This window comes from Vibrio sp. vnigr-6D03 (genome assembly GCF_002835515.1).
Lineage (GTDB): Bacteria > Pseudomonadota > Gammaproteobacteria > Enterobacterales > Vibrionaceae > Vibrio > Vibrio penaeicida.
The window spans coordinates 22,003-35,686 of record NZ_PIZL01000039.1 but is presented as its reverse complement, the minus strand read 5'-3'; the positions used below and the strand labels follow the sequence as shown (position 1 = coordinate 35,686).

Sequence of the window (13,684 nt, the reverse complement as noted above, 5' to 3'; positions counted from 1 at the left end):
GTCCCGTCCACTCCGCCATTTTTTTGAGAAGCCTCGCCTTACGCGAGGTTTTTTTGAATCTGATAGCTAAAGGTTCAATACAATTTAGGGGTGTAGCTCCAATTGGCAGAGCAGCGGATTCCAAATCCGCGTGTTGGGAGTTCGAATCTCTCCACCCCTGCCATATTTGAAAGCCTCGTCGAAAGACGAGGCTTTTTTGTATCTATTGCTTTTGCAAAGCAAGTGTATGAATTCTAAAGCACATCTTTGGGAATAAATCGGCGCAGTTTTACACCGATTTGTTTGGAAATACTGACTTCACTATCAGGATTAAAGTCAGGGGTAATTCTCCACGCGTTTTCTGGTTCCATTTCTATATGCATTGATTTCGAAACGTGCTGAGTGATTTCAGGAGAATGGATAATGGCAAAGCTCTCTGTATTTAAATTGGCACTCCGTGGATCAAAGTTATAAGTACCGATGGCTGTGATGCTTTCATCTACCACCATAGTTTTTGCGTGAAGACCAAAAATCGGAGTGGAAGAGAGCTTTTTATACATATGCTCTGTCATCACTCGCTGCCTTATTTTGGCGTCAGGCTTGAACTCGTAAATCTCTACCCCTGTATCGAGCAGTTGCTTGCGGTTGCGCTGGTAGCCACTAAATGCAGCAAGGTTATCATTAGATGCAAGGCTATTCGTTAGGATCTTGATGGTTATACCTTTATCAACTAATTCACGTAAAAAAGCCCGATCCTTTTTCGTCGTGACAAGATAAGGCGTCTGAATCAGAATCGACTTCTGAGCACTTTCGGCCAGTTGAACTAATTTATCTTGGGTTACACTCCCACCACCGAGAAAAGATTGCCTATCATTTTTTCCTGGCTGGTCTGAGATGTATTCGACATTATCAACGAACTTAAATTTGCCTTCTTTGGCCAACCGTTGAAATGTAGTTGGCACTTTTTCAATATCTGACCGTATTTGAGGGTGGAAGTGCTCTGGGTTACAAGCGTATGAGTGAAGCCTCGAAAAATCAGGATTGGTATCGCGAGAAGGTGTGCTGAACAAATCTTCAACAGGTACGCTGAGCTTATTGTTCCAGTATTCTTCAAACGATGCATCAATGTGTTTGACCGCTTGACCCGCTAAAAATACATCTCTGTCTCGGAAGTTGTATTCGTGGTCAAACCCAAAGTACTCATCTGCGATGTTCCGACCACCAGTAATGGCTATCTGGCTATCAACTAAAAAGACTTTGTTGTGCATACGCTGATTAATACCGTGGAAATCGGTGGCGACGGTAGAGATTTTCTGAGCGATGTTTTTGCCGATGTTGGCATTAGGGTTATAAATCTTGATTTCAAAGTTTTCATGCGCAGCAAGAATTAATAGTTCATCGCCTCTTGCATCCAACATGATGTCATCGACTAAGACTCTTACTTTTACCCCACGCTCTGCGGCTCTCACTAGATAATCCGTTGCTATCAAACCTACGTTATCAACAGAGAATATAAAGTACTGAACGTCGATCGTCTTTTCTGCTCGTTCTGTTAGCCATGCCCTCGACATCATGGCTTCAGTGCCTTGTTCGAGCACATATACCCCAGTTTTAGTTTCCATCTGAGCACGATACGGTTCTATAAAGTGTGAGGTTGGCAGAGGCGTTTTTTCTGCAAGAGAACGGCAATGATTTTTTTCAGAGACTGGGACGCTATCTGGTGCTGGACTACAGCCAAGCAATGGTGCGGAGAGCAAAGCAAAAGTGATGTTTCTAAATATGGACATTAGGTAAGCGCCTTTTTCTCTATTGAACCAAGGGGAGACATTGCCAAATATACTAAGGTCTGTTGACCTTTCGAGATGATTTTTGCAGCAATTTGTGGGTTCTTTATACAAGGCAGCGCTCATTCGGTGTAGTCGCTCTACATCAATGAGTGATAACACAGTAGAACTCGAACAAAATTTAACCACGAAAGGTCAACAGACCCTAATCAAGACTTTTAACAATGTCAGTATTCAAGGTTATCACTATGGTTGGATATAGACCTTTTCAGCAACTTTCCAGAAAGCGGAAAGTAGAGGATTGTCTAAATTTGAGCGTTTACATACAACGCCTAATTTAAAGGGTTTAATGGATTCCAGCTTGAGACGCTGAATCTTATCCCTTACAGGGCTATTTACGATAACGACTTCTGGGGCGATACCCACACCACACCCGAGAGCGACCATGCTGACAATGGCTTCGTGCCCAGATACTTGGGCATAAATGTTAGGTTTTATGCGCATTTTTTTAAACCAAGCATTCGCTCTCTCTCGTGCTGTTCCCGCTTCAGGAACGATAAAAGGAATTTTGTTCCAATCGGGTGTGCTTTCCATCAATTCCGATCCGAAACTGCTTACCCCAGAAGGTGCAATGACGGAGAGCGGTATATCACTGATCGATTCAAACTCAAGCCTAGCTGGCAATAACTCGGGCAGTGCAGAGATCGCAATATCAGTTTCATCGTTCATGACCTTATCGATTGCTTGTGCGGGGTCGCCCGTAGAGAGCTCAAATTCAATATAAGGGTAGAGTAGCCTAAATTCTGCAAGTAACTCAGGTAGGTGGCTGTAGCTAGCCGTCACCGAGCAGAACAAACGCAATTTCCCTCTTAGTTCGTTCTCTCCATGCTGATTATCGGACTGAAACTGATGCCATTCACTGACGATATTAACGGCAATGGGCAGTAACTTCTTACCAGCGGGTGTCAGTTCTACTGAACGATTGTCTCGAAGAAACAGGTTTTGCTGCGCGTCCTGTTCGAGCTTTTGGATCTGCCGGCTTAATGCTGATGCACTCACATGCATGGCAGTTGCCGTTTTACTGAAACTTTTACTCTCACATAGGTGAATAAAGGCTTGAAGACTTTTGATATTCATAATGGTGTCACTTTGAGCAATATAAAATAGCCAGTGTTGCGTTTATTGCAATTACTGGTTGTGAATATATCACTTTGAGCAACTTAATGTCTGAATTAGTATAAGGTTATTCGACGCTATACCGTCGACCTTATGGATAAATTAAACAGGAGTTCCAGAAAATGGCTAACTACTTCAACACTTTAAACTTGCGTGAGCAGCTAGACCAGTTGGGTCGTTGCCGTTTTATGGACCGCAGCGAATTTGCAACAGAAGCCGATTACCTGAAAGGTAAGAAAGTGGTCATCGTTGGTTGTGGCGCACAAGGTCTTAACCAAGGTCTGAACATGCGCGACTCTGGTTTGGACGTATCTTATGCACTTCGCCAAGCAGCAATTGATGAACAGCGTCAATCGTTTAAAAATGCAAAAGACAATGGTTTTGAAGTTGGCAGCTACGAAACTCTTATCCCACAGGCAGATTTAGTTGTTAACCTGACTCCAGATAAGCAGCACAGCAATGTTGTTGAGACAGTAATGCCTCTAATGAAAGAAGGTGCTGCACTGGGTTACTCTCATGGTTTCAACGTTGTTGAAGAGGGTATGCAGGTACGTAAAGATTTGACTGTTGTGATGGTTGCACCTAAGTGCCCTGGTACAGAAGTTCGTGAAGAATACAAGCGTGGCTTTGGTGTACCAACTCTGATTGCCGTTCACCCTGAAAACGATCCGAAGGGCGAAGGCTGGGATATCGCTAAAGCTTGGGCTGCAGCAACAGGTGGTCACCGTGCTGGTTGTCTTGAGTCTTCATTCGTCGCTGAAGTGAAATCAGATCTAATGGGCGAGCAGACTATTCTATGTGGTATGCTGCAAGCTGGTTCTATCGTATGTTATGAGAAGATGATTGCGGACGGTGTAGATGCAGGTTACGCAGGTAAGCTTCTACAGTACGGTTGGGAAACGGTGACTGAAGCACTTAAGTTTGGTGGCATCACTCATATGATGGATCGCCTATCTAACCCTGCGAAAGTGAAAGCGTTTGAGTTGTCTGAAGAATTGAAAGATCTGATGCGTCCGCTTTACAACAAGCACATGGATGACATCATCACAGGTCACTTCTCTAGCACTATGATGGCTGACTGGGCAAATGATGACGCGAACCTTCTTGGCTGGCGTGAAGAGACAGGTGAAACTGCTTTTGAAAACTACCCAGAATCTGACGTTGAAATCTCTGAGCAAGAGTACTTTGATAACGGTATTCTAATGATTGCCATGGTGCGTGCGGGTGTTGAGCTAGCATTTGAAGCGATGACTGCGTCTGGCATCATTGATGAATCTGCTTACTATGAGTCTCTTCACGAGCTTCCATTGATTGCGAACACAATCGCACGTAAGCGCCTGTACGAAATGAACGTCGTAATTTCAGATACAGCAGAATACGGTAACTACCTATTTGCTAACGTAGCGACTCCACTTTTACGCGAGAAATTCATGCCTTCTGTAAACACAGATGTTATCGGTAAAGGTTTGGGTGAAACTTCTAACCAAGTTGATAACGCTCGTTTGATTGAAGTGAATGAAGCGATTCGTAACCACCCTGTTGAATACATCGGTGAAGAGCTACGCGGCTACATGACTGACATGAAGCGTATCGCCGTTGGTGGTTAATGATGTGAAATAGACGTCTAAGTTAGTGTGAAGGTCGGTATCGGTTTGAAACAGTACGCCTTCACCTAAAATGACGAAGCTATTTCTGCGTTATCGACTACGCTTATATTGCAAAAGAACTCCAGCAGACTGGGGTCGATAATACAAAAAGTAAACACAACACATAAATAAAAGGCTTGCTCTGTCGTTAGAGCAAGCCTTTCTTTTTACTTGAAGGAAGTGGCTTCTATTTTTCGCTCAGCTTTTCTTCTAGATCTGCCAGCTTTTGCTCCATCTCCGTCAGCTTTTGGCGAGTGCGCAACAATACTCGAGTTTGCACATCAAACTCTTCTCTGCTGACAACATCCAACTTATTGAGTTGGCCTTGGATAACTTGGCGAACCTTTTGTTCTACATCAGTACCGAGCTCTTTGACAGGCTGAGGCATTGACTCATGAATTTGTTTGGCAATTTGTTCGAGTTTCTTGGGATCAAACATGGGTAACTCCTTTCAATTTAACCTCATTTTATGTAATTCGCTGGTCGTTGTCGTTAGTCTTTAGCAAGAAAAAAGGCTACCGAAGTAGCCTTTTTACGTTTTGTGTATCTATTGCGATTACACGGACTCTTCTCGAATATCTCGTTGAGCGGCTTTTGCCTCATCAACTCTCGCAAGCTTTTCTAGATCTTTATCTTCAACAAATACTGGCAGCGGTTTGTGATCCTCTGCTAAGTAGCTGTAAATTACTGGAAGAACGAACAAGGTGAAAAGCGTCCCTATCGCCAATCCAGCAACGATAACAATACCAATACTGAAACGTTGAGCAGCACCAGCACCAGTTGCATACATCAGAGGTATCAAACCTGCGATCATGGCTGCTGTTGTCATCAGGATAGGGCGAAGACGCACCTTCGCCGCTTCCATTACTGCCTGCATCTTGTTCTTTTTGTTATGAAGTTGTTCTTCTTTGGCAACTTCACAAATCAAAATGCCGTGCTTAGTAATGAGGCCGACGAGCGTAATCAACCCGACTTGAGAGTAGATATTCATGGACGCGGCGCCCCACGCCAGTGCGATTAACGCTCCACATATGGCGAGTGGCACAGAAACCATAATGACCAGTGGATCTTTCACCGACTCGAATTGAATAGCTAATACAAGGAAGATGATGGCCAAAGCCAAGCCAAATGTTGCGTACAGTGCGCTGCCTTCTGTTACGAACTGACGTGATGCACCCATGTAATCATGGTTGTATCCCGCAGGCAGTTTGGTTTCCGCTATATTTTCAAACCAGTTTATCGCTTCACCCATAGCAATACCTGGTGTTGGTACTGCACCTACAGTTGCCGAATTTAACTGATTGAAGTGTGGTAGTGAGCGAGGCTCCGCAACCACATCAATAGAAATCAGGCTTCCTAGCGGTATGGAATTACCATCTGCCGCTCGAACATAATAGTTGTTCATGGATTCCGGGTTTAAGCGATACTTACGCTCTACTTGAGGAATCACTTCGTAAGAACGACCATTTAGGTCAATACGGTTCACATAGCCATCAGCCATCATTGTGCTGAGTGTGATACCAATGTCTTGCATGGTAACGCCATAAACACCGGCTTTATCTTTGTCTATATTGATCTTCATGGTGGCTGAATCGTAGTTCAGATCGAGATCAGAGTAGACAAACAGTGGGCTCGTATTGACTTCCGTTAACACGTCCGTCGCGACTTGGAACAAGCTCTCAAAGCTATTCGGTGTTGTCATAACAAACTGAATAGGGAGACCAGAGCCCGCGCCCGGTAGTTCAGGCATTTCAAACGCCGTTACCGACATGCCTGGAACATCTTGCACCAACTTACTTACGCGATCTTTGACTTCCGCTTGGCTTGCTTCACGCTCGCTCCACGGCACCATGGATGCAATACCGAAAGCTTGGTTTGAGTTAGGCACCCCAGTGAACACCTGAGCAAACGCCACTTCTGGCTGGTCTGACAGGATTTTGTTCACATCATTCATGGTGTTTTGCATGTAGTCGAGGTTCGCGTTTGATGGCGCTGTACCCATCAACATCACGACACCTTTATCCTCAGATGGCGCAAGCTCACTCGGTATGAACTTGAACAACATTGGAAGGCTGGCAAATACGATGATAGCGAAAGCAATAATGACAGGACGATGTTGCATTACTGCGACTAACATACCTTCGTAGCGATCCGACATTCTGTCTAGGAATTGATGAACGGTTTTCTCGAATTTGCTTGGTTGTTCGTTGGCTTTCAGCATTTTCGAACACATCATCGGAGAAAGTGTTAACGCCACGATACCTGAAACAAATACTGCCCCTGCAAGAGTAAGGGCGAACTCCTTAAACAGAGAACCGGTGATACCGCCCATCATTGCGATTGGTGCGTATACCGCCCCCAAGGTCAGCGTCATGGCAATAACAGGCACCGCAATTTCACGTGTACCAATAATAGCCGCACGGAATGGCGATTCGCCCAGTTTGATATGACGGTCGACGTTCTCCAAAACAACAATGGCATCATCAACCACCAAGCCGATAGCCAGAACCATAGCCAGCAGTGTCATTAGGTTCCAAGAGAACCCCATTGCTTGCATCACCATAGCCACACCAATTAGTGACAATGGAATAGTAACGATAGGGATCAAGACCGCTCGGAACGAACCTAGGAAGATGGTGATAACCACTAGTACAATCAGTGCCGCTTCCAAAATGGTCTTGATGACCTCTTGGATGGACTCATTGATTGCAATTGTGGAGTCGTACATGACTTCCATCTTGATGTTACTTGGAAGGTTCTTTTCAAGTGTTGGTAATAACTCTAGAACGTCTGCCGCAATGTTGATTGGGTTAGCACTTGGCGCGGCATTGATTGCGGCAACAACCGCTTCTTGCCCATTCGCACTTGCACGGTAAACATCGTGGCTTTTTTCTAGTGACACTTTGGCGATGTCACCTAAGCGGATGACGAGCCCTTCACCATTTTTCACCACCAAACGACTGAGTTCTTCAACGCTTGAAATTTGTGTATCGGCACTGCCGTTATACAGAACAAATTCGCCAATGGCTTGACCGGTTGCCGACTGATAGTTGTTGGCATTCAGAACCGTCATTACATCGGTTGCTGTTAGGTTAAGTGCGCCCATTTTCGTTGGGTCTAACCAAACACGAAGTGCGTATTTCAAACCGCCGTAAAGGTCGATCTTAGACACACCGTTAACCGTAAATAGCTGAGGGTTGATCACTCGCTCAAGATAGTCTGTTAACTGGCTTGATACTAACTCGTCACTGGTGAAACCAATGTAGAGAACCGCAGTGGTTGAGCCTGTCGACATGGTTACCGTTGGATCTTCCGCTTCTTTTGGAAGTTGAGATCTCACCGAGTTGGTTTTGGCGAGAATATCCGCCAGTGCCGCATTAGGATCGGTATTCAGTTTCATTGTCACCGTAATGGTGGACTTACCTAACACCGATTGCGACGTCATAAAGTCGATATTATCGGCTTGTGCGACCGCTTGTTCCAGCGGCTGAGTAATAAAGCCCTGAATCAAATCGGCACTGGCACCGTAATAGCCCGTTGATACTGTAACAACGGTATTCGTCATTTCAGGGTATTCACGCACCTGCATTTTGAAGATGGCTTGTAAACCAAGCAAAGCAATCAAAAAGCTGATGGATACCGCTAAAACAGGACGTTTAATAAAAACATCAGTAAAGCGCATGCTTCCTCCAGTTACAGCATTGGTGTTTCAGCAGGCGGATTCGTTGCATCGCTTTCCACGATACGAACTTTAGCGCCGTTGCTTAAACGAACCTGACCAGAAGTCACCACTACATCTCCAGGTTTTACCCCTTCTAATATATGAGCGATGTGCTCGGTACGTTCACCCACTTTTACAACGTGTTGCTTCACTCGCTGAACGCCATCTTCTTCAGACAGGATGTACACATTATCACCATATAAGGTGAAAGTGATTGCGGTTTGAGGCAAGGAAACCTGATCGGTGAGTTTTGGCAAAATGATGTCGGCACGAGCAAACATACCACTACGAAGTTGACCATCGTTATTTGGAATGTTCGCCTGAACTTGCACTAGACCACTTTGTACGCTGACGGCAGGCTCTATAGCACTGATGGAGCCTTGGAAGGAATTTTCTGGGTAAGCGTCAACTTTAATATCAACGGTTTGGCCTATGTGAATGCGCGAAATATCCGTTTGTGGAACGGTAAAGCGAAGGCGCATAACACTGGTGTCTTCAAGACGTACAATATCCGTTCCCGGTTGTAGGTATTGACCTAAGTAAACATTTCGAATACCGACGACACCTGCAAACGGTGCTTTGATTTCACGGCGATCGATAGACGCTTTTAAGCTCTCAATATCGGCAGAAAGAGATAAATACGCCGCTTGCGCATCATCGTAAGCTTCTTTCGATACAGAGCCTTTCTTATACAAGCCAGCATAACGTTTGTATTTTGCTTGAGCCGCTGGCAATTTTGCCTTCGCACTTTTTAGGTTGGCTTGCTCAACTTCAGAATCCAACGTAAGAAGAACTTGGTTATCTTTAACCGTAGTGCCAGATTCAAATTGAATCTTATTGATTACGCCATTGGTTTCTGTTGTTAGTGTCACGCCTTGGTTTGGTTCAATGAAGCCGATTGCTTCAATGGTCGGAACCCAATCAACAGCCGTGACTTCAGTGACGGTAACAGGGAACTCTGGCTCTGGTCTGTTCGCCAGATACTCAGCGATCATGTCTTGCTTATACATATTGAAACCTATCACACTGCCGAACAGCAGGATTGAGATAAGTAACATAAAGAAAGTCCACTTTTTCATTCTATTCAGAACTCCAAGTTAGTGTTGAACAATGGCATCCCAGCTGGCTTCAATCGCCGCTTCTAATGCATCATCATTGAGTTGAAAGATCCCTAAGGCATGTTTGCGAGCAAGCGTGACACCTACTTCCAAACTAAGACCAGATAAAATGGGGTTATCCAAAGGTTTGAGTACCCCTTGTTGCTTACCTTCCGTGAACATTTGATCCACTTTGGCAAACATTTTTCGTTCAAGTTCCCTAATATTCACATGAGCCGGCGTAGGAAGAGATTCGTATTGAGTCCGATTGCAAAGCGTGCTCCCTTCCGTGCAGGCCAAGTGCCAGATGTTGAGCCACATAATGCGAAAACGTTGTTTCAGAGGCATGTCATTATCTACGTTAGCTTGCACAACATCAGCGATACGCTGAGAAACCATGAGCCTTAATTCAATCAATAAATGGTCTTTATCATCGAAATGGCGGTAAATGGTTCCAGCGGCAACACCTGCTGATTGTGCAATCTTTTGCATTGATATGCCATGAAAGCCTTCTTCTGCGAGCAAGTTTTCTGCGGCTCGCAATATTTTCAATCGCTTATCATTACCTATCTGTTTTTCACTTGGCATATATGCATTACTCAAATGTGAATGAACGTTCATTCATTATAATTCTAACCCTATGGATGTATGCAACAAATAATTTGTAATCCTACGGATTTTTCGCCGGGTAATTTCTTATTGGTATAAATATGAGGAGAGAATTACACTATGCTCCCGAGATCGCATTCGAAAGAGACCCCGCAATGAAGCTGAACCCCAGACAAGATGAAGCCGTGAAATACGTATCAGGTCCCTGCTTGGTACTGGCAGGCGCTGGCTCTGGTAAAACTCGAGTCATTACCAACAAAATTGCTTACTTGGTTCAGCAGTGTGACTACAAAGCGCGGAATATCGCAGCGGTTACCTTTACCAATAAAGCCGCCCGTGAAATGAAAGAGCGCGTTGGTCAAACTTTGGGTAAGCATGAGTCAAAGGGGTTAATGGTTTCGACGTTCCACACGCTGGGTTTGAATATCATTCGTCGAGAATACAAAGCGTTGGGATTAAAAGCGGGTTTTTCTCTGTTTGATGATCAAGACCAGTTAGCGTTATTAAAAGAGCTCACCGAAAAACAGATCGATGGTGATAAAGATTTGCTCCGTTCCTTGCTGAGCCATATTTCTAACTGGAAGAACGACATGCTTTCACCTGCTCAAGCTATTGAACGAGCTAGAGGGGAGCAAGAGCAATTGTTTGGGCACTGCTTTGATATGTATCAGAAGCAAATGAAAGCCTACAACGCATTGGACTTTGACGATCTTATTGCGCTGCCTGTATTTTTGCTGAAATCGAACGAAGACGTTCGTCAACGCTGGCAAAGTCGTATTCGCTATTTACTGGTCGATGAATACCAAGACACCAACACCAGTCAGTATGAATTGGTTCGTTTAATCGTCGGTGAGCGTGGTCGATTGACCGTGGTAGGCGACGATGATCAGTCTATCTATTCATGGCGCGGAGCAAAGCCTCAGAACCTCGTGTTATTGGGGGAAGATTACCCCAACCTTCGCCTAATCAAACTAGAGCAAAACTATCGTTCAACCAGTCGAATTCTGCGTAGTGCGAATATTTTGATTGCCAATAACCCGCACGTTTATGAAAAAAAGCTGTTCTCTGAAATTCCAGATGGCGAAATGCTCAAGGTACTGACCGCAAAGAATGAAGAGCATGAAGCGGAAAAGATCACGGGTGAACTGATTGCGCATAAATTCCTGAACAGGACCGATTACAAAGACTACGCGATTTTGTACCGCGGCAATCATCAATCTAGGTTGATTGAAAAGTCACTGATGCAAAACCGAGTGCCTTATAAGATCTCTGGCGGTACTTCCTTTTTTGCTCGTTCAGAAATCAAAGACATCATGGCTTACCTTCGTGTTCTCGTGAATCCAGATGACGATAATGCTTTCTTGCGAATCGTAAACACCCCACGACGAGAAATTGGTCCGGTTACATTAGAGAAATTGGGTAGCTACGCCAACATGCGAGGAAAAAGCCTGTTTGAAGCCAGCTTTGAACTTGGGCTGGAGCAGCATCTCACAGGACGTGGTTTGGAAAACCTGCGTAAGTTTGTGCAATGGGTGGTCGCGATATCCGATAATGCAGAGCGAGGTAATACGGTTGAGGCGGTGCGTTCACTGGTGAGAGACATCCATTATGAAGACTGGTTATACGAAACGTCACCAAGCCCGAAAGCAGCTGAAATGCGAATGAAAAATGTGTCGGACTTATACAGCTGGATAGTGGCGGATCTCGAAGGAGACAACTACGACAATGAAGAAAAAACGTTAAAAGAAGTGGTTCAGCGGCTTACGCTTCGCGACATGATGGAGCGAGGCGAAGACGACGATGATGCCGACCAAGTTCAATTGATGACGTTACATGCATCAAAAGGGTTGGAGTTTCCGTATGTTTACCTACTTGGTGCAGAAGAAGGTATTTTGCCGCACCAAACCAGTATTGATGAAGAGAACGTCGAAGAAGAAAGGCGGCTAATGTACGTAGGGATAACACGTGCACAGAAAGAGCTAACGTTTACAATGTGCCGTGAACGCCGACAATATGGTGAGTTGATCAAACCTCAGCACAGCCGCTTTCTCGATGAACTGCCATTTGATGATGTGGAGTGGGAACAAGCTAAAAAGAAAGTCTCACAAGAAGAAAGAATGGAAAAAGGTCAGGCGCATATTGCCAATTTGAAAGCGATGTTCAAGAAGTAGGTTTATTAAGAATTTTGCACCTGAGGTCACTTGGGTGCACGCCAAGGTCAAGATTGAGCCCGAACAAAAAGAGCAACCGTCTTTCGCGCGTTGCTCTTTTTACTGAGGTTTTGTCGGTACGTTACAAACCTTCGATCATATGGTTAATGGCAGCGACGATTTCTTCATCGGAGCAATCCATACACGCACCTTTTGCAGGCATTGCGTTGAAACCATTGATGGCATGATCGGTCATCACATCCATACCTTGGGCGATACGCGAAGCCCATTGCCCAGCATCTCCTTTAATTGGTGCACCACTGACACCAGTACCGTGACAGGCTGTACAGAATACATTGTAAACTGAAGCGCCATCTCGAGGACCTTTAGGTTCTGCTGAAACAGGCTCGCTTCCAGCAAGGTATACCTGACCAACAGGTTTAATACGATCTGAAATCGCATCGTATTCTTCTTGGCTGACTTTGGCTGCAAAAGAGAAACTTGAGAAGGTGATTGTAGCAGCCAATAGGCCAATAATTCGACGTGACATATCCATTACTCGCTATACATTTCCAGGCATTGATAAATACGATGTTTATCTTTATTTGGTTCGTTATTCACCTAAGCTATTGTCAGAGAGTATTCACAGACACACGGTTCATCAAAAAATACCGTAAACAATGCCTTTCCCTGTCGAAACTTAAGTATTTTGATTATCTAGGTGTGAAACACCTGTTAAATCATTATAAATAATAGGTGATTATAGCGACTCAAGTTGTTGCAATAAACAACAACTTGTTCGCGACATGGGTTTAATCACATCTCAATTGCCGAAAAAGGCAACAATCAATAAAAAAACTGCAAAAAACACTAGACGACACTTTGTGATATACGTATTATTCCACTCCGCCGATAGGGCATGCGCCCGTAGCTCAGCTGGATAGAGCGTTGGCCTCCGGAGCCAAAGGTCGAAGGTTCGAATCCTTTCGGGCGCGCCATCCGGATGCTTATGTGAATAGGTAATATTGGCAAAATAGTGGTGGCTATAGCTCAGTTGGTAGAGCCCTGGATTGTGATTCCGGTGGTCGCGAGTTCGAATCTCGTTAGCCACCCCATTATTTCGGTAACTAAAGCTAGTAATAGATACAGTTTCCAGTTTTGATTAAGTTCGAAACAAAACACTCCTTTGGAGTATCGTCGGTGAATAGCGCAGCTTGGTAGCGCATCTGGTTTGGGACCAGAGGGTCGGGGGTTCGAATCCCTCTTCACCGACCACTATTTCGATAGTTGTTGTTAACAGCTATGTAAAAAATTAGTGGTGGCTATAGCTCAGTTGGTAGAGCCCTGGATTGTGATTCCGGTGGTCGCGAGTTCGAATCTCGTTAGCCACCCCATTGATTTGGTAGCCTATTGGGTTTCCAGTTTTGAAATCAAAACGAAATTTGTCGGTGAATAGCGCAGCTTGGTAGCGCATCTGGTTTGGGACCAGAGGGTCGGGGGTTCGAATCCCTCTTCACCGACC

The 13,684-nt window shown here is 44.8% G+C and carries 9 protein-coding genes and 6 tRNA genes; 8 read left to right on the top strand and 7 right to left on the bottom strand.

Features of this window, described 5'->3' with window-relative positions; genetic code table 11:
• Window positions 1–86: 86 nt before the first annotated feature.
• A tRNA-Trp gene (locus tag CW749_RS23775) sits at window positions 87–163 on the top strand.
• A 70-nt stretch (window positions 164–233) separates the two neighbouring features.
• Here CW749_RS23775 and CW749_RS23770 read toward each other — a convergent pair.
• Window positions 234–1,766, bottom strand: a complete 1,533-nt coding sequence (locus CW749_RS23770) for a phospholipase D family protein (protein WP_101114945.1) — start codon at window positions 1,764–1,766, stop codon at window positions 234–236.
• A gap of 243 nt (window positions 1,767–2,009) precedes the next feature.
• Complete coding sequence (ilvY, locus tag CW749_RS23765; RefSeq protein ID WP_101114944.1) at window positions 2,010–2,900, bottom strand: HTH-type transcriptional activator IlvY; 891 nt, start codon at window positions 2,898–2,900, stop codon at window positions 2,010–2,012.
• A 161-nt stretch (window positions 2,901–3,061) separates the two neighbouring features.
• On the opposite strand from ilvY, the gene ilvC reads away from it, so the two are divergent.
• Entirely contained in the window at window positions 3,062–4,546 is a 1,485-nt protein-coding gene (gene ilvC / locus CW749_RS23760) for a ketol-acid reductoisomerase (RefSeq protein ID WP_101114943.1), read from the top strand.
• 226 nt (window positions 4,547–4,772) lie between these two features.
• Here the strand turns inward: ilvC and CW749_RS23755 are convergent, their stop codons facing one another.
• From CW749_RS23755 to CW749_RS23740, 4 genes are all read right to left on the bottom strand, one after another.
• A complete protein-coding gene (locus CW749_RS23755; protein WP_101114942.1) occupies window positions 4,773–5,024 on the bottom strand; it encodes an accessory factor UbiK family protein in 252 nt (83 codons plus the stop codon).
• A 117-nt stretch (window positions 5,025–5,141) separates the two neighbouring features.
• The gene (locus tag CW749_RS23750) at window positions 5,142–8,267 is read right to left on the bottom strand and encodes a multidrug efflux RND transporter permease subunit (protein ID WP_101114941.1); all 3,126 of its coding nucleotides are present in this window, start codon (window positions 8,265–8,267) and stop codon (window positions 5,142–5,144) included.
• An 11-nt stretch (window positions 8,268–8,278) separates the two neighbouring features.
• Complete coding sequence (locus CW749_RS23745; protein WP_101114940.1) at window positions 8,279–9,385, bottom strand: efflux RND transporter periplasmic adaptor subunit; 1,107 nt, start codon at window positions 9,383–9,385, stop codon at window positions 8,279–8,281.
• 18 nt (window positions 9,386–9,403) lie between these two features.
• Window positions 9,404–9,991, bottom strand: a complete 588-nt coding sequence (locus CW749_RS23740; RefSeq protein ID WP_101114939.1) for a TetR/AcrR family transcriptional regulator — start codon at window positions 9,989–9,991, stop codon at window positions 9,404–9,406.
• A gap of 176 nt (window positions 9,992–10,167) precedes the next feature.
• Here CW749_RS23740 and rep point away from each other — a divergent pair, with 176 nt between their 5' ends.
• A complete protein-coding gene (gene rep / locus CW749_RS23735) occupies window positions 10,168–12,183 on the top strand; it encodes a DNA helicase Rep (RefSeq protein ID WP_101114938.1) in 2,016 nt (671 codons plus the stop codon).
• 121 nt (window positions 12,184–12,304) lie between these two features.
• Here the strand turns inward: rep and CW749_RS23730 are convergent, their stop codons facing one another.
• Window positions 12,305–12,718 carry a cytochrome c5 family protein gene (locus CW749_RS23730; protein WP_101114936.1) on the bottom strand — a complete coding sequence of 138 codons (414 nt, stop codon included), beginning with the start codon at window positions 12,716–12,718 and terminating at the stop codon, window positions 12,305–12,307.
• 365 nt (window positions 12,719–13,083) lie between these two features.
• Here CW749_RS23730 and CW749_RS23725 point away from each other — a divergent pair.
• The 5 genes from CW749_RS23725 (at window position 13,084) to CW749_RS23705 (ending at window position 13,682) form a co-directional block, all read left to right on the top strand.
• A tRNA-Arg gene (locus tag CW749_RS23725) sits at window positions 13,084–13,160 on the top strand.
• Between the two features lie 41 nt (window positions 13,161–13,201).
• Window positions 13,202–13,277: transfer RNA gene (locus CW749_RS23720), tRNA-His, on the top strand.
• Window positions 13,278–13,360: 83 nt separating this feature from the next.
• Window positions 13,361–13,437: transfer RNA gene (locus CW749_RS23715), tRNA-Pro, on the top strand.
• Window positions 13,438–13,480: 43 nt separating this feature from the next.
• Window positions 13,481–13,556: transfer RNA gene (locus tag CW749_RS23710), tRNA-His, on the top strand.
• 52 nt (window positions 13,557–13,608) lie between these two features.
• A tRNA-Pro gene (locus tag CW749_RS23705) sits at window positions 13,609–13,682 on the top strand.
• Window positions 13,683–13,684: the final 2 nt, after the last annotated feature.

Excerpts from the sequence above, each read along its gene's own strand:
- CW749_RS23770 (WP_101114945.1), bottom strand. The coding sequence starts at position 1,766 with ATGTCCATATTTAGAAACATCACTTTTGCTTTGCTCTCCGCACCATTG.
- ilvY (WP_101114944.1), bottom strand. The coding sequence starts at position 2,900 with ATGAATATCAAAAGTCTTCAAGCCTTTATTCACCTATGTGAGAGTAAA.
- ilvC (WP_101114943.1), top strand. The coding sequence starts at position 3,062 with ATGGCTAACTACTTCAACACTTTAAACTTGCGTGAGCAGCTAGACCAG.
- CW749_RS23755 (WP_101114942.1), bottom strand. The coding sequence starts at position 5,024 with ATGTTTGATCCCAAGAAACTCGAACAAATTGCCAAACAAATTCATGAG.
- CW749_RS23750 (WP_101114941.1), bottom strand. The coding sequence starts at position 8,267 with ATGCGCTTTACTGATGTTTTTATTAAACGTCCTGTTTTAGCGGTATCC.
- CW749_RS23745 (WP_101114940.1), bottom strand. The coding sequence starts at position 9,385 with ATGAAAAAGTGGACTTTCTTTATGTTACTTATCTCAATCCTGCTGTTC.
- CW749_RS23740 (WP_101114939.1), bottom strand. The coding sequence starts at position 9,991 with ATGCCAAGTGAAAAACAGATAGGTAATGATAAGCGATTGAAAATATTG.
- rep (WP_101114938.1), top strand. The coding sequence starts at position 10,168 with ATGAAGCTGAACCCCAGACAAGATGAAGCCGTGAAATACGTATCAGGT.
- CW749_RS23730 (WP_101114936.1), bottom strand. The coding sequence starts at position 12,718 with ATGGATATGTCACGTCGAATTATTGGCCTATTGGCTGCTACAATCACC.